This window comes from Bradyrhizobium sp. 62B, from assembly GCF_030272265.2.
Classification (GTDB): Bacteria; Pseudomonadota; Alphaproteobacteria; order Rhizobiales; family Xanthobacteraceae; genus Bradyrhizobium.
Genome location: NZ_CP092841.2, coordinates 4569292 through 4589260 on the forward strand (window position 1 = coordinate 4569292; position 19969 = coordinate 4589260).

Below are 19969 nucleotides of genomic sequence, written 5' to 3' on the forward strand. Positions count from 1 at the left end.
CCGTTCTCCGGCCGGGCAAAATAGGCTCTTTTCGTATACCGTTTTGATTTTGAAGAAGGGCAGAGAGGGTACATACCTATGGCGCGCGTGGCGCGCTCTACTGAAGATCACTTCTTTTATAGACTTTCCTAGTGCGCCACGCCTGGCGGTCCCGTGGCGCAGCATAACGCGGGTATGGCGCACCCAAGCGCGTGCTCGCGGAGAGCTGCGCCCGAAAAAAAAACGCCCGGCTGGCGGTCCTCCGGGCGGCGTGGCGAAGTGGACGCAGCCCCTATTCAGCAGCGCGTTGCCAGGGTAAGACGGCCTTACTGTGCACCATCACGCCGTAGTGGTCGCGTTCCTTGCGCTGCTTAGGGTCGCGCATCTTGCGGCACACCACCGCGTAGGACATTCCCTGTTCGTCCGGGGCGGTGCGACGGTCTTTGTGCTGGCGGAGCCAAGCCAGCACCCTGCGTTCCAGCGCCGGCCCCGTGTCACCGTCGAAGACGTGGCGGAGGTCCTGGATGTAGTCCGGCACGGCCGCCGCCGGGAGCGCGAAGCTTGGCCCGCCCGCCCCGGTCCCTGAGATGCGGGCGGCAATGTCGCGAGCCAGCATGAACCCGCCTGCGTTCTTGTAGGTGCCGTGTGGGGTTCGCACATCTGCCGCCTCCCCGATAAGCTCAAGCAAGGCAGCCACAACTTCGGCATGCTCGATGGCCTTCTCGTCGTTCGCCCTCAGCCGCGCCTGCGTCGCCACGGGGTCAGCGCCCATAACCAGCGCGGCCACTTCGCGGGGCAGCGCCGACCAACCTGCGAAGTTGGACAGCGGCGGCAGCGTCGCGCCGACTTGGCGGACGTGCTGGAGCAGCGTCAGGATCGCGGAGACGACCTCAGCGCAGGCCTTCGGATCATCCTTGATGCGGTCGAGCGCTACCCGCGCCTTGGCCTCTCCGGCCCAGCCGCGCGCCTCTGCCTTGTCGCGGTCAAGCCGAGCGTGAACCGAGCGGCGCACCATATCTTCGCTGACTTTCATGTTGTTGCCGGTCGCCACCCAAGTGAACTTGGCAGGGCTTGCGACGACTGAACGGTTCTCGCCGAGAACGCGAATAGTGCACTTCGCACTGTTGGCCGACAGCATCGTACGGAAGCTCTCGACGTTCGGCAGTTCGCCACCCGGCACATCGTCCAGAATTTTGATGCCGGCCTGCCCCGTGATGCATTCGGTTTCGATACGCTTGCGCATCTCGTCCCCGCTGTCGCGGCTTTTATTCGTGCAGGCGATAGCCACTGGTGCCGTCCCGTTCAGCCCGGCGATGCGCTCCGCCGCGAATGTCTTGCCGGCTCCGAAGATCGGGGCATCAATGAGCGTCAGGGGCGAAAGAGTAAAGGCCAGCCGGCAGAACACCGACGCCGTCATTGCGGCCAACACGGCGCCGTCCTCGGGCTCTGCGTAGGGAAAAAGGTCAATGAAGCGTCTGACCACTTCTTTTGCGCGGTCTACCGGCATCACTTCCAGCATGCCGGCCAAGTCTCCGACTTCGACGAAAGCGACTTCATGGCCCACCGTGCCTGTAGCCCCGCGCGCGGTGTGCAGCCCGGTTTCGGCAACGATAGCGCCGTTCGGGAACATCTGAGGGCCGCGGAATACGCCGAGCAGATCTTGCATTACCAAGCCGCCGCGCAGCGCCATGATGCGCTCTACCGCCAGCTTGACCGCAGTGGCGTCCATTTTCTCGACAGGCAGCCAGACGGTAGTTTCCGGGTCGTGCGCCGGCTTTCCCGCTGCGTCGGTCGTCAGCACCGCCTTAGCGTTGAACGCGTCTGCTACGCCTTCGCAGGTCCACGCCATTACGGCTTTTTGCTCGCCCTTCGACCTGCCCACTACGGTCTTGATGAGCGCCACTTTGCGCGGGACCTTCTCCGAAGCGGTAGCACCTTCCTCGCCATGAGCAGGAATGTAGAGGACTGGCTCGAGAAAAAGGCAGCTACGCAGCAGGCGGTCCCTCACGTCATCAGCGGTAAGGAACACTTCCTCCGTGTCGCGGCCGTTCACGATGTCCACCGCGGATAGGCTGCCCGATACGGACGACGCAAAAACGCGGTCTCTCATCGTCACCGCGAACGCAAAGCCCGCGTGCAGCAGCGTGTGGTGCGCATCGAAGTCCCAAAGCACCTTCACCTTGTTCGTCTTCTCCATGTCCCTCTCCATGATCAGTTGCATCGCAGTCTTGCTTGCGACACTGGCCTGAGCCGAACCTGCCCCCGCTGGATCCATTGGCGCTGCCATACTGGTGGCCATCGCCACCGCAGCCGTGGTGTTGCGAATTTTTGTCAGCTCGCGGAGAGAGAAATTGTTCGATGTGTCCGTGGCCGCGCGGAGCCCGTTGCGGATGCCCGCCTCCGCCTCGCGAACATTCCAGCCGCTATTGTGGGCGCGGCCGACGAACATCTTCACGAGCTCTTCAAGCTCGGCATCAGTGAATACGCCTTCAGCAGCAAAGGCAGGCCCGTAGCGGAGCGCGGTCAAGTAGCACCACTTGTTCCACGGCGTCCCGTTTAACTCCGCGAGCGTTGTACTCGCGCGTTTACTAGCATCAGCTAAGATCGCATCGCGCAACCCCGCGCGCTCGCTAGTGGTTAGCGGACCGATGGTGTCGACAATCTCCGACAGGTCGGTCTCATTGCGCTCCGGCACCGCGATGACCGCGGGCGGGCTAGCAGCGGTCGGAAGGTTAGGCCAACTCGTAACGAAGATACGACGCCCGGCGAACGGATCGGTCATAGTTATTGCTGCGATCATGGACGGTATCCCGCATCAATCACCGGGGCCGCCGTGAAGTGGATCCCGACGGGTGTGAGCATTGACACATCGATCCCGGGATAAATCCCCAGCCATGCGCGGCAGTCAGCCGATGATAGGGCGCGGTCTAGCATGAACCACGCATGCATCTTGAACTTTCCATTCAGTGTCGGATGACCAGCGCTTGCGCTGATCTGGCCTACGTAGTTCGCGCCCCGCAACTCACGGGGCAGGCGATTCTGCAGCTCGTCAACATTCGAGAGTGGTGGGTCGTCGATATCGACCATGATCCATTTGCGCGGTACGTCTTCGACGGTCGCGGGATCTCCAGTCTTGGGGCACGGCAAGCGCAGGCGACGGTGCCATCCGTTCGGATCAAATCCCTGTTTGAGTCTGCCACGAATGACGGCTTTGAGCGGATCGGCCTCAACTTCGCGCAGGATCGCGGCCAGCTCATCCAATCCGTCGAACTCCCATTCATCAAAACGAAAGCGGTAAGGAAGCTTCACCGGTGCAGGCTTCTCAGCTGGCGACAGCCAGGTCTTAGTTAGCACCGGTCCCTCAGATACGATGATGGTTAGCCTGTTCGAGACCCCCTCAGCCCGCCTTGTCATCTCGGCCTGTGCGATTTGAATGACAGCGGCGCGCGTGGCGGCGTCGTACGTATCAGGCGCGTTCGTGGCATAGCGGTGAAGTTGATCGTCCGGCATCATCCGTACGATCTCAGGCATCCTCGACTTCCACGCTGCGAAGGTGTCCGGTCGGTTGGTTGTGGGGTTTGACATTCTAAATCTGGCTATAGCGTTGTTGCTTTCCCCTCGCCCCGGTCAGGGCCTTTAACCTTGCCCGGGGCGTCGTCGTTCTTTGCTGTTGATGCGGGCTGGATTGGCCTGGCGTCGCGCAGCTTCGTGGCGCTGCGTCGTTACCGGGTACTGCGGTGGACTTCGATCTCACCAAATGCCCGCGTCACGCGGTGCACGTCCAACGTCCATTCGCCATCGTTGCCCCGCACGATAGGGATTGCGCGACGCTCCTTGATCTCGATGCGCCCATGCCCTTGTGAACCGCCGTCCGATTCGAGCAGGCCGAGGCGCCAGTGCTCGATCGTGAGGTCGAAAGTCAGCCCCGCTCCCGGTCTTCGCGATGTGGCGAAGACCGCGACATTGCGGCGCCTGGCAAACTCGGTCAGGCTGCCTCCAAAGAGCCCACCATTAATGGCCACCGATGGATAGTCGAAGACAAGCAGCTCGGTTCCCTCTGGTGTCTTGGCGTCCAGCTCGGCAACGCTGTCGCTAAACAGCTCCCCGTTGACGAACAAGACGGCGCTTTCATGCGTTCGAAAGCCGAAGAAGGGCTGACCACTTGCAACTGAGTATGCCAGCGACCGCGCGATATTTGACTTGCCAGAGCTAACCGGACCAACCAGCACGTAGACGCGCCCGGTCTGAATCAGTCCGTGCACAAGCTCTTTATGCAACGAGTGAACTTCGGTGATTTTTCCGCGTGCGAGTGCGGCGAATGAATGAGGTTTAACGCGCATTGTCCGCCTCTGCCGGATTCCAAGAAAAGCTACCACTCAGAGCACCACCCCGCGGCGGTGTCAGATAGTCGTCAATGCTGTTCGCGGGCGCCTCGTCGGTCGGAGGGGTAGTGACGGCCAAGCTAGTTGCGATGCATTCCAGTGCGATAGCGATGCGTTCAAGATGGCTCTTGCTCATCACGCCACCTCAGCAGTCAGGTCGCCATTGACGAAGGCGAGAACGACGGACGGGGCAAACCTCAGCGCGGCGCCCATGCCCTTGATGTTCGGCAAATCGCCCCGGGCGTTGATGGTATAGATGTGCCGGTCACTGCATCCGAGCAGCGCGGCAACCTCTTTCACATAGAGAGCGCGCGGGAAGCTCGCCAGTGTGGCGATGCTGACCGGGGGCTCGATACAGCCGAACGTGGTGGTAGTGGTGGCAGGTTGTGGGGCCGCGAGCGCCGTGCTCGACTTGATCTTATGCTTGATAGACATTCAGTCGCTCCGATGTGTTGTTCGGTGAAGCGACCACATTCATATGTGCGCGGCTGAGCGCATTGTGTCTCGAAAACCCCCCGAATTCGCGACGCGGTAACATCTGCAGTAACTCGCTCAAGTTACGCGGCAAATCGCGCGGAAAATATCCAATAAAATCAATTAATTAGTAGTATAACAACAACAACTGTTCAATCCCCTCAGCCGGCACCAGCTTCTGACCCCCTCATCCTGCGCGCTTTGCCGCGCTGCTCTGCTGGAAGTGCTCGGCGCCTGCAATCTCCACCCAGCCGTGTTTCGATTGCTCGAACACCGACCTGACCGGCGCCGGGAAGTCCGGATCTGCGATGGCGCCGACGGCGACAGCGATCATTCCCGGCAGATTGTCGGCTTGCCAATAGACCGTTGCGCCGCAGTCGGGACAAAAATGGCTGCGGACCTTGCCGCCACTCGCGGCGGTCCGATTGTAGGGCTTTGATGCTCCAGAGATCGTGACGGTCTCTGCGGCGTAGAAAGCGCCGACACCGAACGGCGCGCCGGTTCGTCGCTGACAGTCGAGGCAGTGACAGGCGACGACGAGGCGCGAGGGTTCCGGAAGCGACAACGAAAGCGCGCCGCAGCTGCATCTGGCATCGATCATGGAATCTGCTCTCCTTGACGGCAGATAGAGTTGAAGAGGCAGCGGTGCCCGTCTCAAATGACACGTTGCAGCGCGCTCCGCACACCGCAGAGCCTCACTCCGTGCCGACCTCGAACGCCAGCAGCACGTTGCCGGCGACGCCGCTCCATTGGCCGTAGCCGGAATTGGTGTAGAGCATGCCGCCGGCGATGACGGGCCCGGGGCCATCGATCGCGCCGCCATGGGCGGGGACGCCGTTCACCGCCTTGAAATCCTGCGCGGTGTCGAACTCCCACACGAGCTTGCCGTCGGGAGCGTAGGCGCGCAGGAAGCCGCTGACGCCGCCGGAGAACACCACGCCCGGGATCAGGCTCACCGCCGCCGAGAGCGCGGGGCTGCATTGCGGGCGTTCGCCGCAGGCGACCGGCGGCACTTCCATCACGACTTTTCCGCTGGCGAGGTCGAGGCCGAACAGGCCGCCGCCCTGCGTGGCATCGAGCTGCCGCGTGCCGTCGCGTTTGAAGCGCAGGTCGGAATTGGCGACATAGATGCGCTCGCCGTCCGCGGCCGAACCCCATTCGCTGCCGCCGAGCGAACCGCCCTTCCCGATCCGGGTCTGCCACAGGATCTTGCCGCCGTCGTCGGGATCGAGCGCGTGCACGACGCCGGATTTCTGCGCGATGGCGAGCACGCGCCTGCCGTCGTGCAAGGTCACGAGGATCGGCGACTGGCCGAAATCGTGATCGGGCCCGTGATCCTCGGGACAATTGGTCTTGTCTGCATTGTAGCAGGCGACGACGAAGGCGTCCTTGGGCGTCGCCTGTTGCTTCCACAGCAGCTTCCCGGTCGCGAGCTCGAAAGCGAGGATCGCATCGGCGGTCGCGGCCGGCGGATTCGAATAGGAATTGCTCGTCGCGACATAGACCGCGCCCCGCTTCGCATCGATCGTCGGCGCCGACCAGATCGCGGCGCCGGACGGACCGAAGAGCTGCGTGCCCCTGGCATTCTTGCCGGTCGGATGCGGCACTTCCGGAATCGTATAGGCCTGCCAGATCGTCTTGCCGGTCGCGGCGTCCAGCGCCACGACGCTGCCGCGGAAGGTGCAGCATTCGTAACCGGCTTGCGAGCCCGCCGCTTCCTCGATCGAGGACACCGGCACGTAGAGCACGCCGGCATGCAGCGTCGGAGCGCCGGTGATGCGCGCGGCGGCATGCTCCTCGACTTTGGTCTTCCAGATCAGCGCGCCGGTCAGCGCGTTAACGGCATAGGCGTTGGCACGCAAATCCCCGAAGAAGATCGCGTACTGATCGGAGCCCGGAAGCTGAGCAAAACTGATCGCGGCGCGCACCGCCGCATCGATCGCCAACGTCCACAGCGTGCAGCCGCTTCGCGCGTCGAGCGCGTGCATCTTGCGATCCGTGCCGCCGATGAACAGCATCCCGCCGACGATGGTGGGCGGCGCAAACGACACCGATGCGCCGGGAAAGGCATATGCCCATTTCAACCGCAAACGCGGCACCTGCGCCGCGGTCAGCCCCGCCATGTCGGCCGGCTGGAAGCGGCTGTTGCCGGCATCGACGCCCCATCCGTTCCAGCGCGGGCCGTCGAGGGCTTGCGGAAAGCCGCTTCCCGGCTGCGCGCAGCGGCCGTCCGCGTCGGCGGTGGCGCCGCTCGTCGGCATCTTGCCCGTGACAAAGGACGCTATGGCGCGGCGTTCGGCATCGCTGCGATCCTTCGTCATCGCCGCCATGCTGCCGGAGGTCAACGTTCCCAGCACGTGGTCGAACGACATCGCCTGCATGGCGCTCCGAGCCGGCACGCGGGTCTGCGCCTCGCTGTCGTGGCATTGCGCGCAATGCGCTGCATAGAGCGCGGCCCCTTCCTGCTGTGCCAATGCCGGCGCACTGCACCAGATCAGCAACGCGGCGGAGATGGCACGTGCGCTCATGGTGGGCTCCGGCATGCGATCGCATCACACAACCCGAAGTCTATCGCCGCCGCGATCGCGGGCGCAATGGACGTTGTGCCTGCTTCTGTCACGCACCCGTGCGATCGGGATCCGGCAGCTCGTCGAGCCGCCAGAGCCCGAGGCTCTTGTCGCGCCAGCCGCCGTCGCCCTCCTCGCAGCGCTCGTCGATCAGCTCGCGCGGTGCGGGCCAGTCGAACGGCGCCTTCGTCATGTTGAGCGCGCGCCAGTCGCCGTCCTCGCAATCGCGATTGTCCTCGATCTCCGGAAACGTCGTGACGAGCAGGAATTGCGCGCCGCTCTCGCGAAAGCGGGCGGTGACGCGGGCGATGTTCTGAAAGCTCAGATGCACCAGGCAATCCCGGCACAGGATCAGGTCGGCGCGCGGCAGTGCATCGCGCGTGAGATCGGCAACCAGGAATCGGCCGGCCAGTTCGCCATCCGCCACGCGCTTGTTGTTGGCCTCGACCAGCGACGGCACGATGTCGATGCCGATGTAGTCGATATCGAGCTTGATGCGACCGATCCAGCCGGCATCGCCACAGGGCGCATCGAGCAGCGAGCGCGCGCCGAACCGTTGCAGCAGCGCAGGAAGCGCCTCCCGAACCGCGGCGGTCGCCATGTCCTCCGACCCGAGCCCGGAGACCGAGCTGGCAGCGCCCCAGAGGTTCGTCCGCTCGATCCGCTCGAACCGTGCGGCGAGATCGAGGCCCGCGAAATTGTCGCGGTCGGCGACGAAGCGTTCGTGGGCCAGCACGGGGGGACGATTTGCGATCATCGTATCAGACACAGGTCGAAATTTCGTCGCCAGCACCATACATCACGTGCATCCCATTCGAAATTGCCTGACCGGGCGTCAGCCAACATCCGGACCCGATGCGCTCCACGACCACCAAAGAGAAGGCCAGGATCGCCGCAGGTGCGGTGACGGCCATGGTGATGACCGCGGTGCTGTTTGCAATCGCCATCGCATTTTTGCTGGCGCCATAGGCGGCATGAGCACCCCGAACATGGGGCCAAATCGGAACCAAAGGCGCACCTGGTTCGTTCTCGACCCATGCGAATCCGCGAAGAAAACCGAAACATGTTTCTGCTGGTGACAGTGACACTGTGCTGTACCGCAGTAGCCGGCACATTGACCCTGCTCGAGCCGACGCTTAGGCCGACCCCCGAAAGGCAGGTCGCCGAGCGAACGGTTGTCGACGTCACCCGGGTATCGGATCAAACTCCGGTTCGGGTGGTGGGCGCGCCGTTCGAGCCCAACGTCAATCCGCGCGCGCGGTAGCCCTCACCTCGGCGATGCCTCCGTGCCCTCCTGGGGCCGGCTTTGGGCACGCGCCAATTCCTCCACGAACGCGATCACCTCCGCCCGATTGTGGGGCGGGAGCGACAGGAACGCGCGGATGAGCCTCAGGCCCTCCACCTCGTGCGACCGTTCTTTGCCGGAATCCATCCGCCTAATGTCGTGCGACCGGGAAAAATATGCAATCCCTTGCGAACGACCTTGATTCGGCGCAGTCGCTTTGCTGGAATAGGGCCCGGCTGAGGTGAAGCATGAAGTGGATCAGGGAGCGCGACGCGCTCATCGCGCAGACGATGGCCTTCGTCCAATCGGTGACCGGCAAGAAGGACGACCTCCTTCAGCCGGATGCGCCGTCGGATTGTTCGGCGGCAACCGTCGAGGCCGTCCCGGTCGAGGCCGTCATGGTCGAGATCAAGCCGCCCCCACCCCCTCCGCAGCCTCAGCCCCCCCGGCATTCGCTGCCGCGGGCGGTCGGTGATTTCCGTACCGAGATGCAGGCCCGCATTGCCAATTTCCGCAAGCATCAGGAGCGGTTCGAGCGCGAGCGCGAGGAATATTGTGCCGAAACCCTGACCAAGTTGCGCGCCGCCATCCGCGACGTCCCGGGCCCACTGGCCAAAAAGTAAGGTCCCCCCTCCCGCGGGAGGACCTACAGCCAAGACCACACCAGCCACAGATTGGCCGCGCAGGCGCCGAATAGCGCCAGCGTCAACGGCAGGAGCATGTGCCCGCAGGAGGTCTTCAGGTCGCTCGTCATGGCGGAAAACATCCGCTGATTCCGTCAAACGAGTCCCGGGGATTCTTTTTTTCGCGATTCAGGACTCGTTAAGGACTCACGGCCCGGCACGCGCGATCACGGCCCCGTGATCATCCCTCGCCCGGAACCTGCCGGCCGGCCCGACCGTTAACGGGCTTTCCTGGAGCGGGAAGAGATGCCCTACGCCCTGTTCTGCAACGACGCCCAGATCAGCAAGGCCTATCCGAGCGAATCCGACATCTGGCAGCTCGCGGAGCGGAGCGGCCTGGTCGTCGATGTCAGCCCTGACGAGGACCGTCCGGGGCCACGCCGGGTGCTCGACAATGATTACGAGATCAGGCCCTGCCGAGCCGCCCAGGGGGAGGACCCTGCCAAGAACAAGGCCGAGGCCGAGCGCCAGTCCAAGATCGAGCTCGAGCTGAATTCGTGAGGTGCCGCTGGCGGACGCCGCAGGGATCAGGGCGTTGCTGTCGCCAGCGAGGCCTGCTCACCCGGCATCACCACGCAGGCCTTGCGGCGGTGCAGCCCGCGGATCGCCCCGGTGACCTTCAGCACCTTGCCCGACGGGCAGGACGCGTCCTTGACGAAGGCCACCTCGTAAGGTGCCAACATCAGAGGCTCGGATTTGAGGATTGTCTGTGCAGAGCACGGCAGACAGAAGAAGCACGAGAGCACCGCTGCCGACACCAAGATACGCATGTCCGTCGTCCCACCAGCCCGGTAATTCTCATATAACGCGTTCCGGAGCGCGAGTTCCGTAAGCGGCAAAAATTATTTTTGCTTTACCCGAGCCCCACGACACGCGTGAGAAGGCGCGCGCCGGAATGTTTGTCTGCAAATGACGCGCCAGATGGTTCACGCATTGCAAATACTGGGCTGGCCGGCGGGCGGGCGGACAAGCGAAAGGCCGGCGGAGCCGGCCTTGCCTGGATGCGTGGTCGTCTGGGTGCGGGTCAGTAGCGCGAGGCTGCCGGACCGCCCCAGCCGAAACGGTAGTTCACACCGACCTTGACGGTATGCTCATCCTCCCGGCCGCGGACGCCGACGACGTCGGCCGGACCGGAGGTGAAGGTGGTGCTGCCGAAATTATAGTATTGGTACTCGGCCTTGGCGGACCAGTTCGGCGCGAACATGTATTCGAGGCCGGCGCCGACGGTGTAGCCGTCCTTGCTGTTGCCGGTCGCGGTGAAGGCCTGCGGCACCCCGGCGATGTTGACGCCGAGATTGTTATTGCGCCAGGCGTAACCGCCCTTGGCGTACAGCAGGGTCGGTCCCCAGGTGTAGCCGATACGGCCGGTCACCGACCCGAGCTGGTCGGTGTTGGAGGTCACCTGCGTGCCCAGCGGGAATGTGACGCCGTTGTTATTGGTCGGCAGCCAGGAATACTGGGCCTCGATACCCACCACCCAATTTGGCGCGAACTGGTAGTCGAAGCCGCCCTGCACGCCGCCCAGGAAGCGGGCGTCGCTGGACTGGAAGCTGCTGTCGCCGGCAAACGTGCCGCCGACATGGCCGCCGATGTAGAAGCCGGTCCAGTTGTAGATCGCCTGTGGCGGCGTATAGGCCGGCGCCTTGGTGTAGGTGCGCGGCTGCATGTCCGCGGCTGCAGCCGGCGCGGCCAGCGCAAGCACAGCGGCTGCACCCAGCAAAATCGATCTCATGATCATCCCCGTTCTTTCATTTGCGACACTCAGGAAACAACGTGGCGTGAATTGGGTTGCTTCGCGGCGATGCCGGAACGTTGATCGTTCGTTACTGTGACGGGCTGGCAACATCGCGATTTTGTTCCGTCACGTCGCCCTGCGCCAACTGTTTTTGTCGCCCGCGCAAGGCCTGCCGTAACAATTTGTCGCAACACGAAACCGCCCCGTTCAAAGCTCCCCGAAATGTGATCCAGTGAGCTCCGGCACCAGCTCTTACTAGCACCGACCGATGAAAGCGGGCTTTGCGCTACCGCGTCATCTTTTCGAGTTCCGGAAAGGGTACGTAAACCGCGCCGGCACAGAGATCGCTGGTGCGGTCGACGACACGGTCCGCGCGTCCGTTGACGAAGATCACGGCGCGTTCCCGCATGGCCTTGTAGCTGCCATCGGTCTCGCGCGGGGTGAAGTGCAGACAGCTCACATAGAACTGCCGGCCGCCGACTTCGCGCTGGACCGGCTCCGCCATGCTGGCCTCGCGCACGCCGACCGGGTTGTTCAGGTAGGTGCGCATCAGGGCCAGCGTGTCGCTGCGGAAATTGTCCGGAAACGGCTGCGGCCCTCCGGCCTGGGTCCCGCCGATGAAGGTTGGACGGTCACCATCACTGCCGAAACATGCCGCAAGCGCCAACGGCAAGGCCAGGACGGATGCCAAGCGCACCGCAAATTTCGCCAATCGCCCCACAGATTCCGCTCTCCACGCGAACAGACTTACGGGGATGTTCTAGCCCCAAGGGCGCGCAAAGGGAATTCAGTCCTGCGCGAGAGGCCCTGTCAGCAACGCGCCGCACCGCCGCCGGCACTTGCGCTTTCGCGCAGGTGCCGGGACGGGCCTGAAATCCGTACGCGGCGGCGGGCAATGCACGGTGCCGCCGCGCGGGATCAGACGTTAGCTGCGCTTCTCGGTGGTCAGCGGCTTGGTCGCCTCCGGCTGCGCCTTCAGCTTCTTCGCCGACAGGTGCTTGTGGTGATGACGATGGGTGCGCACCGTCTTGTGCTCGTCCGGCGTCACGGCCGCGTTGGCGTTCATCGCCTTCGACTTGGTATCCACCTTGGCGTCCGCCTTGACGTCGGTCGCCTTGGTGTCGGCCTTGAGGCCGGCCTCGGGTTTCGCGACGGTGGTCGAAGCCTTGGTCTGGCTCTGGTCCGCCTTGATCACCGGGGCGGTCGTGGTGGTCTTGCCGGCCTCGGCGGCGAAGGCCGGGGCTGCGATCACGGAAGCTGCGAGCAAGGCTGCGGAAATGGTCTTCAGCATGGGGGTCTCCTCTTGGAAGGATCTCGAGGCGGCGCCCTCTCGCCTACCCTTCGATCGTAGGTGGAGCCTAGGGACGGCGCACTGAACCCAATCTGAAGCCCCTTGCAGGCTTCCGTTCATCTCGATGACTAGTTTGTCATCTGCCCTGGGCGACCAGATCGTGCGATGCGGGAATGTTTTTGGCTGACGGGTGTTTCGGTCTTCGGGCAATCGTGTAGGATCGCCACGTTCCATACGGGAGAATTTAGATGCGCAAACTCTCAATGCTTGTCGTGCCGGGACTTGTCGCCATGTCGCTGGCGGCCGCACCGGTGCTGTCGAGCGCCTATGCCGCCGGCAGCGACGAGCCCTCCTCGCCGCCGAAGTCGGACTCGTCCTCGTCCAAGAAGGGCAAGAAGAAGAGCTCTTCCGTCAGCGATCCCAAATTCCTCTCCGCCTATCGCACCGCCTACACCGCCATCTACGACAACCACGATTACTCCGGCGCGATCGGCCAGCTGAAGTCGCTGAAGCGCGACGACGTCGCCGACGTCGCCAATCTGATCGGCTACTCCTATCGCAAGCTCGGCGACTATCAGTCGTCGAAGGCCTATTACGAGCTGGCGCTGAAGGACGATCCGAACCACGTCCGCACCTGGCAATATTACGGCCTCTGGCAACTCGAACAGGGCAACCGCGAACAGGCGCAGTATCATCTGAACAAGATCGCCTCGCTCGCCGGCACCGACAGCTCCGAATATCGCTCGCTTGCGGCAGCCCTCGACAAGCCGACCGGCGCGACGCTCGTCTACTGAACCTCGCATCGTCGCATGACGCGAACGGGCACAACCTTCCCGGTTGTGCCCGTTCCGCTTTCTCGGCTAGCCTCCCGCACCAATCCTCCCCGCAAAAATTGGTGTGCAATGGACAATTGGCTGCGATCCGCGATCGACTACATCGGCTCCTGGATCGAATTCCAACTGACGACAATCCAGCAGCCAGGCGTCATCGTCGCAATCGCGCATCGCGGCGAGATCGTCGCCGAGCATGCATTCGGCCTCGCCAATCTCGACACCTGCGAGAAGCTGACCCCGCGCCATCGCTTCCGGATCGCTTCCCACTCGAAGAGTTTTACGTCGGCCGGCATCATGAAGCTGCGCGAGCAGCGCAAGCTTGGGCTCGATGACACCGTCGGCCAATATGTCGGCGGCCTGCATCCGCGCGTCGCCGAGACGACGATCGCGCAGGTGCTCTCACACAGCGCGGGGCTGACGCGCGACGGCGTCGATTCCGGCCAGTTCATCGACCGCCGCCCCTATCTCGACGCCAAGGAGCTGCTCGCGGAATTGAAGCTGCCGACCGCGATCGAGGCCGGCACCCGCTTCAAATATTCCAATCACGGCTTTGGTCTGCTCGGCCTCGTCATCGAAGCCGTGACGAAGGAGCCCTACTCCGTCTGGATCAAGCGCGAGATCGTCGAGGCCGCGGGCCTGCGCGAGACCGAGCCGGACGCACCGGTTCCCAAGGGCGCGCCGTTCGCGCGCGGCCATACGCGAAAGGTTCCGCTCGGCGAGCGTTGTGTGATCCCCGGCGACAACCCCGCGCACGCGATGGCGTCGGCCGCAGGCTTCGTGGCGACCGCCGGCGACACCGCGCGCTTCTTCGCGCAGCTTGCGCCGAATGCCAGAAGAAGCGTGCTGTCGGCCGCAAGCCGCCGCGAGATGACGCGTCATCATTGGCGCATCCCCCAGAGCTTCGAGGGCTATTACGGCCTCGGCGTCAATGCCGGCAAGACCGACGGCTGGGACTGGTTCGGCCATGGCGGCGGCTTCCAGGGCTATATCTCGCGAACCTGCGCCATCCCGGCCTGCGAGCTTTCGATCAGCATCCTCAGCAATTCAATCGACGGCGCGGCGCCGTTCTGGATGGACGGCGCGATGCAGATATTGCGCGTCTTCCAGACCCGCGGCGCACCTGACCGCCGTCTGCGCGACTGGACCGGCCGTTGGTGGACCATCTGGGGCGCGAATGATCTCGTGCCCACCGGCAACCGCGTGCTCGTCGCCAATCCGCAATTCAACAATCCCTTCATGGATGCCGCCGAGATCGAGGTCACTGGCCGTGACACCGGCAAGCTCTCCTGGGCTGCCGGCTATTCCAGCCATGGCGAGCCGGTGCGCCGGATCCGCGACAAACGCGGCAAGATCAGCGAGATCTGGATCGCGGGCGCCAACGTGAAGCCGGAGCGCGTCGTCGCGAAGGAGATCGTGCGAAGATATAAGCCGCGCAAACGGCGGCCTACTCCCTGATCAATCGCTCGACCTCACTGCGAAACGCCTGCCGCGAGCCGCCTTGCGAATAGAACATGTGGCCACCGGGATAGACGACGAACTTCACGCGCTGCGTCACGAAAGCGGGCAATTGATCTAGCACACGCTTCGTTCCGAAATAGGGCGTGGCGAGATCGAACAGGCCGTGCGCGACCAGCACGTTCAGCTTGGCGTCGGTGGCGAGGATCTGGCGCAGCTCGGACACCGATTGCGGCGGGTTGATGCCCCGTCCGAAATCCCAATGACCTTCCACGGTGCCGTTCAGGACCTCGTAGGAGCCGTCGGGCTTCCAGTTGAGCTTGCGCGAGAGCACGTCGACGGCCGCGCTCGTCAGCGGCGCCTGAAGCGCATCGCCCGAGGGATCGCCGAACCGCGAGCTGCTCGAATCCGGATAGGGATCGAAGCCGCGCACGGAGGCGTCGTAGCGTCCCGTCACCTTGCCGTTCTTGCGATCGAATTCGCGGCGGAATTCGCCGACGTCGAAGCGCCCGGCGAGGCGGCGGCTCACCGCTTGGTCGATGCCGGTAAGCGCGGCGACCTTGTCGGCCAGGCGATTGGTGGCCTCCTTGTCCGCCTCGCCCTTGACGAGGTCGGCCAGGAATTCGCCGCGCGCATAAGCCTCGACATCGGCGAGGTCGGCGCGCTTGACCGGCCCTTTGGCTTCGCGCGCCACCGCGACATAGCTCGGCAAGGTCGCGACATATTGCAGGAGGCTGGTCCCGGTGAACTCGCGGAAGTCCAAGAGCGGCGACACCAGGATCAAGCCCTTGACGCCGACGCCATGCTGGAGCTGCATCTGGCGCACCACCTTGGGCCCGCGAATGCCGCCATAGCTCTCGCCCGCCACGTATTTCGGTGAGGTCAGGCGGTCGTGCTTCTCGAGCCAGCGGCGGATCACGAGCGCGATCGCGTTGACGTCGCCGTCGACGGAATAGAACGATTTTCGCGCATCGTCGCCGCTCGCGACGAAGCGACTGTAGCCGGTGCTGACGGGATCGATGAAGACGAGGTCGGTGAAATCGAGCCAGGTCTCGGCGTTCGGCTTCACCTCGGGCGATGCCGACGGCGACAGCGCATCGCCATCGAGCGGCAGCCGCCATGGACCGGCCGCGCCGAACTGCAGCCACGCCGAGGATGCACCGGGTCCGCCGTTGAACAGGAACGTGACCGGGCGCGTGGCGCGGTCGGCGCCGTCGAGCTGGTAGGACGTGTAGGCGATGTCGGCCGCCGGCTCACCCTTGCCGTCGAACACGCGGATGGAGCCGGCGGTCGCGGCGAAGTTGAGGGTACGGCCGGGCAGCTCCAGCGTCTGCTTCGTGGTCGTATCGGGCGGCAGGCGATGAGGCTCGCCCGCCGACGGTGCAGCCTGCGTCGCACCTTGCGCATTGCCGGCGCGCCCGCCCTTCTGTCCGGCGGGCGCTGCCGTCTCGGAGCGCGGCTGCGGCGGATCCTCCGCACGCGCAACGCTTGCGAATGCGACCACGGACGCGGCCAGCACCAGCCCGGTTCGTCGCAGCCTCGGCAAGATCGCGCGCATGATCGTTCTCCCTGCCCGGCTGTTACAGCCGGTGCGCCGCGAGGTTAGCGAGGAATTGCGACGGTTTGCAGGATCGAGGGTCGGCGGTGCGTCCCAAGCCGGCTCAAATCAACCTGTTTTGTTCTCCGGATCGACAATCGCCCATTTGCCCTAAGCGGCGGTCATCCTCGACAATACAGGGCCACCTCGTATAGACGAGCCCGGCGGAACTTTCTCAAGCCAGCGGGCCTGCCCGACAAGCCATGACCAAATCCCCGCGATACGACCGGATCGCCTTCGTCGCCAGCCCGAGCAGCGAGGCGCAGGCCGCCTATGTCCAGCTCACCAGGGACTATGGCAATTGCGACCCCAAGGAGGCCGATATCGTGGTCGCGCTCGGCGGCGACGGCCTGATGCTGCAGACGCTGCACCAGAACATGCACACGGGAAAGCCGATCTACGGCATGCATCGCGGCACCGTTGGCTTCCTGATGAACGAATACTCGACGCACGATTTGCGCGCGCGGCTCGAGGCGGCGCATGAAACCGAGATTAATCCGCTTCTGATGCGCGCGACCGACGGCAACGACCGCGTCCACCTGCATCACGCCATCAACGAGGTCTATCTGTTCCGGCAGACCTCCCAGGCGGCGCGCTTGAGGATCATGATCGACGAGCGCGAGCGCATGCCCGAGCTGATCGCCGACGGGATCATCGTGGCGACGCCGGCCGGTTCGACCGCCTATAATTTGTCGGCGCAGGGACCGATCCTGCCGATCAACGCCGCCCTGCTGGCGCTGACCCCGATCAGCGCCTTCCGGCCGCGGCGCTGGCGCGGCGCGCTGCTGCCCAACACCGCCTATGTCGTGATCGAGGTGCTGGAGGACGACAAGCGTCCGGTTGCGGCCGTCGCCGACCATGAGGAGGTACGCAGGGTCCGGCGCGTCGAGGTCCTCTCCGACAAGAGCATCTCGATGCGCATGCTGTTCGACCCCGGCCACAGCCTGGAAGAGCGCATCCTGCGCGAGCAGTTCGGGTACTAGAACCCCCTCCGTCCGCCGATGCGGCTTCGGTCGCAACCCTTCGTTAACCCTCGCCACGATATGGTTAACGAAGGTTGACCCTTTGGCCCGGGCGTCATGTTTCGTATCGACTTCAACAAGCTGCGCTTCCTCGTCTGCGACGACAATCCGCACATGCGCCGCATCCTGCGGACGCTGTTGCATTCCTTCGGCGCACGCGAAGTCTATGAAGCCGAGGACGGCGCCACCGCGCTCGAGATGTACAGCCATTACGTGCCCGACATCGTCATCACCGACTGGGCGATGCCGATCTTCGACGGACTCGAGCTTGCGCAGATGATCCGGCAGCCAGAATCCAAGGGCAACCCCTACGCGCCGATCATCATGCTGACCGGCCATTCCGAGAAGCGCCGCGTCACCGTCGCGCGCGATGCCGGCGTCACCGAATTCCTGGCCAAGCCGATCTCGGCCAAGGGGCTCTATCAGCGCATCCTCAACGTGGTCGCCAATCCCCGCCCCTTCATCAAGACCAAGACCTATTTCGGGCCGGACCGGCGCCGCAACACCAACTCCGCCTATATGGGTCCCGAGCGCCGCGTCGGCGAAAAGCACGAGGTGCTGCAACAGCCCTCGCTGCTCGACAAGGCCCGCTCCTCCATCTAGCGCAGGCGTCTTCAGACGAGGCAGGCATCATGGCGAAGAACAGTGCAAAGGATATCGAGGTCAAGGCCTTCGCCACGCATCAGGTCATCACGCAGCCCAACCCGCTGCGCAAGGTCCTGCGCCGCGTCGAGGAAAAGGACCTGGACGATCCGGTCGGCCGCGCCGAACAGGCGCTCGCGGGCCTTTCCGGCGAGTTCAAGGACTGGATGACGACCGAGGTCAACCGTCTGTCGGCCGCCTATGTCGCCGTTCGCAACGACGGCTTCACCAAGGAGCGGCGCGACGAGCTGTTTCACGCCGCTCACGACATCAAGGGCGACGCCGTGACATTCGGCTATCCGGCCGCGGCGGGAGTAGCCGAGAGCCTGTGCCGCGTCATCGAGCACGCGCCGGATCTGGAAAAGGTCCCGGCCGAACTGTTCACGCACCACATCAACGCCATCCTCGCCATCGTGCACGAGAATACCCGGCTCGACCGCATCAGCGTCTCCGCCGAGCTCAGCCGTCGCCTGCGCAAGGTCGCCGACGACTATCTCGCGCAGGTCAACCGCGATCGCCCCGAACATCTCGAGGTGATCCTGGCGCCGAGCATCGCGCCGGCGGAGTAAGGCTCGGCTCCGTCCCCGTCATTGCGAGCGCATCGAAGCAATCCGGAATCCCTCCGCGGGGAGATTCTGGATTGCTTCGTCGCTTCGCTCGCACCCTACGGCATCACGCCGCGATCAGATCGTCGTACACCGGGTCGACCGCATCATCCGCGGCCAGCTCGTCGCAGAACAGCCGCGCCTCTTCCCGCGCCGATTCCGTGGCGAAGCGGCGCAGCAGGACCATCAACGGCTCGGCGGCGCCGCGGTCGGTCTCACAATGGGTGAGCACACGCTCGACCATGCGACGGCGCAGCCGGACCGCACCATCGTCGCTGTCGACGAAGCCCTGCTCGTGGCAGGCATCGAGCGCGACCTGGAATGCCGCAAACGTCGTCTCCGGAAGCCCGGCGCGCCGGAGCAGCGCGTGCAGGCTGTTGCCGCCGCGGTCATGCAGCAGCGCGGAGACGCGCGCCAGCGGCAGATCGGCAAGCTCGGCGAGTGCCGCGTCGAACAGGTCGAGATTGCTCGACAACAGCGCGCGCAGGATCAGGCCGGCCGTCAGCTGGCCCGTGACGCGCAGATGATGCACCAGGCCCTGCATGTCCTCGCCGCGCGAGCGCGCCGCGATGTTGATGGTGGAGCGGTCACGCGCCTCGATCGTGATGCGGTCGGCACGGTCGGCGCTCAACCAGTTCCGCGCCACGACGAATTGCGCGAGCGTCTCGGAGAGTTTTGCCACCAGCGCGGCGCGGGTTGCGGACGGCAGGTCATCCAGCACCAGCATCGCCTCGCGGATCGCGGCGAGATGGCCATGGCGCTCGACGATGCGATTCCAGGAGAACGGCGCCATTTCGCCATGGGGATTTTCGATCAGCTCGAGCGCTGCCGCCGCGCAGCCGACTTCGGCGATGGCAGCGCAGACCGAGACCGGCAGCGCGATGCGGCGGGCGACCGCGCATTGCACCTCGTCATTGCCGGTGGCGACGATATCGACGAGATCGGCGTCGATCAGCAGCGGAGAATGTTCGAGCACGGGCAGCGCGACGGTCGGCTGGTCCGCCGACAGCGCCCGCACGATCGACGCCGGAGCATCGAGGCTGCGCGCAAAGGCCTCGGCCATCGCCTGCCGCACCAGGGGCGAGGGATCGTCGAGCTGCATCAACAGCGCGCCTTCGGCGGCGATGCGGTCGTCTGTCGAAAGGTCTGAGATCAGCCAGGCCCGGGCCAACGCCCGTGTTGCCTCGGCCCGCTCGCCGGCGGGCGCCGTTCTGATCCAATTGATGAACTGCCGAACAATCATGCTGCTTCCGGCTTACACAACAAACGAAAAGGGTGACGGCTCGTCACCTGCAACACAAAATAAACCACGACGCTTAACAAAGCGTTCACCATAACTGGCTGGTTTTGTTGAGGATTTGTTAAGGGAACAAAGCCGCTCGGGATGGGAGCCCCGGACGCAGCGCTTCGCGCTGCTGC

General features: G+C 64.3%; 22 protein-coding genes. 8 read left to right on the forward strand and 14 right to left on the reverse strand.

The window, feature by feature from the left end; translation table 11 throughout:
- Positions 1–271: 271 nt before the first annotated feature.
- From ML401_RS21705 to ML401_RS21740, 8 genes are all read right to left on the reverse strand, one after another.
- Entirely contained in the window at positions 272–2779 is a 2508-nt protein-coding gene (locus ML401_RS21705; RefSeq protein WP_285806853.1) for a hypothetical protein, read from the reverse strand.
- Positions 2776–3510, reverse strand: coding sequence for a hypothetical protein (locus ML401_RS21710; RefSeq protein ID WP_285806855.1), 735 nt, complete (start codon positions 3508–3510; stop codon positions 2776–2778). The genes ML401_RS21705 and ML401_RS21710 overlap by 4 nt, the downstream gene beginning before the upstream one ends.
- Positions 3511–3701: 191 nt before the next feature.
- Positions 3702–4319, reverse strand: coding sequence for an AAA family ATPase (locus ML401_RS21715; protein ID WP_285806856.1), 618 nt, complete (start codon positions 4317–4319; stop codon positions 3702–3704).
- A gap of 177 nt (positions 4320–4496) precedes the next feature.
- The gene (locus ML401_RS21720) at positions 4497–4796 is read right to left on the reverse strand and encodes a helix-turn-helix domain-containing protein (protein WP_285806857.1); all 300 of its coding nucleotides are present in this window, start codon (positions 4794–4796) and stop codon (positions 4497–4499) included.
- A gap of 226 nt (positions 4797–5022) precedes the next feature.
- Positions 5023–5436 (reverse strand): GFA family protein, encoded by a 414-nt coding sequence (locus ML401_RS21725; RefSeq protein ID WP_285806858.1) that lies wholly within the window; start codon positions 5434–5436, stop codon positions 5023–5025.
- A 94-nt stretch (positions 5437–5530) separates the two neighbouring features.
- Positions 5531–7363: a PQQ-binding-like beta-propeller repeat protein gene (locus tag ML401_RS21730; RefSeq protein ID WP_285806859.1), complete on the reverse strand. Its 1833-nt coding sequence runs from the start codon at positions 7361–7363 to the stop codon at positions 5531–5533.
- Positions 7364–7451: 88 nt separating this feature from the next.
- The gene (locus ML401_RS21735) at positions 7452–8159 is read right to left on the reverse strand and encodes a class I SAM-dependent methyltransferase (protein WP_285812719.1); all 708 of its coding nucleotides are present in this window, start codon (positions 8157–8159) and stop codon (positions 7452–7454) included.
- Positions 8160–8163: 4 nt separating this feature from the next.
- A complete protein-coding gene (locus tag ML401_RS21740; RefSeq protein ID WP_285806860.1) occupies positions 8164–8349 on the reverse strand; it encodes a hypothetical protein in 186 nt (61 codons plus the stop codon).
- 116 nt (positions 8350–8465) lie between these two features.
- On the opposite strand from ML401_RS21740, the gene ML401_RS21745 reads away from it, so the two are divergent.
- From ML401_RS21745 to ML401_RS21755, 3 genes are all read left to right on the forward strand, one after another.
- Positions 8466–8666, forward strand: coding sequence for a hypothetical protein (locus ML401_RS21745; protein WP_259213168.1), 201 nt, complete (start codon positions 8466–8468; stop codon positions 8664–8666).
- A 269-nt stretch (positions 8667–8935) separates the two neighbouring features.
- A complete protein-coding gene (locus tag ML401_RS21750; protein WP_285806862.1) occupies positions 8936–9310 on the forward strand; it encodes a hypothetical protein in 375 nt (124 codons plus the stop codon).
- 306 nt (positions 9311–9616) lie between these two features.
- Positions 9617–9871, forward strand: coding sequence for a hypothetical protein (locus ML401_RS21755; protein WP_194402951.1), 255 nt, complete (start codon positions 9617–9619; stop codon positions 9869–9871).
- A 26-nt stretch (positions 9872–9897) separates the two neighbouring features.
- Here ML401_RS21755 and ML401_RS21760 read toward each other — a convergent pair whose 3' ends face one another.
- From ML401_RS21760 to ML401_RS21775, 4 genes are all read right to left on the reverse strand, one after another.
- The gene (locus tag ML401_RS21760; protein ID WP_211419107.1) at positions 9898–10140 is read right to left on the reverse strand and encodes a DUF6719 family protein; all 243 of its coding nucleotides are present in this window, start codon (positions 10138–10140) and stop codon (positions 9898–9900) included.
- Between the two features lie 254 nt (positions 10141–10394).
- Positions 10395–11102, reverse strand: a complete 708-nt coding sequence (locus ML401_RS21765; protein WP_211419106.1) for an outer membrane protein — start codon at positions 11100–11102, stop codon at positions 10395–10397.
- Positions 11103–11391: 289 nt separating this feature from the next.
- A complete protein-coding gene (locus ML401_RS21770) occupies positions 11392–11826 on the reverse strand; it encodes a hypothetical protein (RefSeq protein WP_285806863.1) in 435 nt (144 codons plus the stop codon).
- Between the two features lie 204 nt (positions 11827–12030).
- Positions 12031–12396: a His-rich protein BRANT gene (locus tag ML401_RS21775; RefSeq protein ID WP_211419105.1), complete on the reverse strand. Its 366-nt coding sequence runs from the start codon at positions 12394–12396 to the stop codon at positions 12031–12033.
- 248 nt (positions 12397–12644) lie between these two features.
- On the opposite strand from ML401_RS21775, the gene ML401_RS21780 reads away from it, so the two are divergent.
- The gene (locus ML401_RS21780; RefSeq protein WP_285806864.1) at positions 12645–13190 is read left to right on the forward strand and encodes a tetratricopeptide repeat protein; all 546 of its coding nucleotides are present in this window, start codon (positions 12645–12647) and stop codon (positions 13188–13190) included.
- A gap of 108 nt (positions 13191–13298) precedes the next feature.
- Positions 13299–14684 carry a serine hydrolase gene (locus ML401_RS21785; RefSeq protein WP_285806865.1) on the forward strand — a complete coding sequence of 462 codons (1386 nt, stop codon included), beginning with the start codon at positions 13299–13301 and terminating at the stop codon, positions 14682–14684.
- On the opposite strand, the gene ML401_RS21790 is transcribed toward ML401_RS21785, so the two are convergent.
- The gene (locus tag ML401_RS21790; protein WP_285806866.1) at positions 14674–16242 is read right to left on the reverse strand and encodes a S10 family peptidase; all 1569 of its coding nucleotides are present in this window, start codon (positions 16240–16242) and stop codon (positions 14674–14676) included. The two genes, ML401_RS21785 and ML401_RS21790, sit on opposite strands and share 11 nt — an antisense overlap.
- Positions 16243–16484: 242 nt before the next feature.
- Here ML401_RS21790 and ML401_RS21795 point away from each other — a divergent pair, with 242 nt between their 5' ends.
- From ML401_RS21795 to ML401_RS21805, 3 genes are all read left to right on the forward strand, one after another.
- Positions 16485–17264 carry an NAD kinase gene (locus tag ML401_RS21795; RefSeq protein WP_211419102.1) on the forward strand — a complete coding sequence of 260 codons (780 nt, stop codon included), beginning with the start codon at positions 16485–16487 and terminating at the stop codon, positions 17262–17264.
- A gap of 96 nt (positions 17265–17360) precedes the next feature.
- Complete coding sequence (locus ML401_RS21800; RefSeq protein WP_008549760.1) at positions 17361–17906, forward strand: response regulator; 546 nt, start codon at positions 17361–17363, stop codon at positions 17904–17906.
- 29 nt (positions 17907–17935) lie between these two features.
- A complete protein-coding gene (locus ML401_RS21805; RefSeq protein WP_194402960.1) occupies positions 17936–18514 on the forward strand; it encodes an Hpt domain-containing protein in 579 nt (192 codons plus the stop codon).
- 103 nt (positions 18515–18617) lie between these two features.
- Here the strand turns inward: ML401_RS21805 and ML401_RS21810 are convergent, their stop codons facing one another.
- The gene (locus ML401_RS21810) at positions 18618–19793 is read right to left on the reverse strand and encodes a DUF2336 domain-containing protein (RefSeq protein WP_285806869.1); all 1176 of its coding nucleotides are present in this window, start codon (positions 19791–19793) and stop codon (positions 18618–18620) included.
- Positions 19794–19969: the final 176 nt, after the last annotated feature.

Excerpts from the sequence above, each read along its gene's own strand:
- ML401_RS21760 (WP_211419107.1), bottom strand. The coding sequence starts at position 10,140 with ATGCGTATCTTGGTGTCGGCAGCGGTGCTCTCGTGCTTCTTCTGTCTG.
- ML401_RS21735 (WP_285812719.1), bottom strand. The coding sequence starts at position 8,159 with ATGATCGCAAATCGTCCCCCCGTGCTGGCCCACGAACGCTTCGTCGCC.
- ML401_RS21705 (WP_285806853.1), bottom strand. The coding sequence starts at position 2,779 with ATGATCGCAGCAATAACTATGACCGATCCGTTCGCCGGGCGTCGTATC.
- ML401_RS21740 (WP_285806860.1), bottom strand. The coding sequence starts at position 8,349 with ATGGCGATTGCAAACAGCACCGCGGTCATCACCATGGCCGTCACCGCA.
- ML401_RS21765 (WP_211419106.1), bottom strand. The coding sequence starts at position 11,102 with ATGAGATCGATTTTGCTGGGTGCAGCCGCTGTGCTTGCGCTGGCCGCG.
- ML401_RS21725 (WP_285806858.1), bottom strand. The coding sequence starts at position 5,436 with ATGATCGATGCCAGATGCAGCTGCGGCGCGCTTTCGTTGTCGCTTCCG.
- ML401_RS21785 (WP_285806865.1), top strand. The coding sequence starts at position 13,299 with ATGGACAATTGGCTGCGATCCGCGATCGACTACATCGGCTCCTGGATC.
- ML401_RS21800 (WP_008549760.1), top strand. The coding sequence starts at position 17,361 with ATGTTTCGTATCGACTTCAACAAGCTGCGCTTCCTCGTCTGCGACGAC.
- ML401_RS21790 (WP_285806866.1), bottom strand. The coding sequence starts at position 16,242 with ATGCGCGCGATCTTGCCGAGGCTGCGACGAACCGGGCTGGTGCTGGCC.
- ML401_RS21715 (WP_285806856.1), bottom strand. The coding sequence starts at position 4,319 with ATGCGCGTTAAACCTCATTCATTCGCCGCACTCGCACGCGGAAAAATC.
- ML401_RS21750 (WP_285806862.1), top strand. The coding sequence starts at position 8,936 with ATGAAGTGGATCAGGGAGCGCGACGCGCTCATCGCGCAGACGATGGCC.
- ML401_RS21720 (WP_285806857.1), bottom strand. The coding sequence starts at position 4,796 with ATGTCTATCAAGCATAAGATCAAGTCGAGCACGGCGCTCGCGGCCCCA.
- ML401_RS21745 (WP_259213168.1), top strand. The coding sequence starts at position 8,466 with ATGTTTCTGCTGGTGACAGTGACACTGTGCTGTACCGCAGTAGCCGGC.
- ML401_RS21805 (WP_194402960.1), top strand. The coding sequence starts at position 17,936 with ATGGCGAAGAACAGTGCAAAGGATATCGAGGTCAAGGCCTTCGCCACG.
- ML401_RS21755 (WP_194402951.1), top strand. The coding sequence starts at position 9,617 with ATGCCCTACGCCCTGTTCTGCAACGACGCCCAGATCAGCAAGGCCTAT.
- ML401_RS21775 (WP_211419105.1), bottom strand. The coding sequence starts at position 12,396 with ATGCTGAAGACCATTTCCGCAGCCTTGCTCGCAGCTTCCGTGATCGCA.
- ML401_RS21730 (WP_285806859.1), bottom strand. The coding sequence starts at position 7,363 with ATGAGCGCACGTGCCATCTCCGCCGCGTTGCTGATCTGGTGCAGTGCG.
- ML401_RS21795 (WP_211419102.1), top strand. The coding sequence starts at position 16,485 with ATGACCAAATCCCCGCGATACGACCGGATCGCCTTCGTCGCCAGCCCG.
- ML401_RS21780 (WP_285806864.1), top strand. The coding sequence starts at position 12,645 with ATGCGCAAACTCTCAATGCTTGTCGTGCCGGGACTTGTCGCCATGTCG.
- ML401_RS21710 (WP_285806855.1), bottom strand. The coding sequence starts at position 3,510 with ATGCCTGAGATCGTACGGATGATGCCGGACGATCAACTTCACCGCTAT.
- ML401_RS21810 (WP_285806869.1), bottom strand. The coding sequence starts at position 19,793 with ATGATTGTTCGGCAGTTCATCAATTGGATCAGAACGGCGCCCGCCGGC.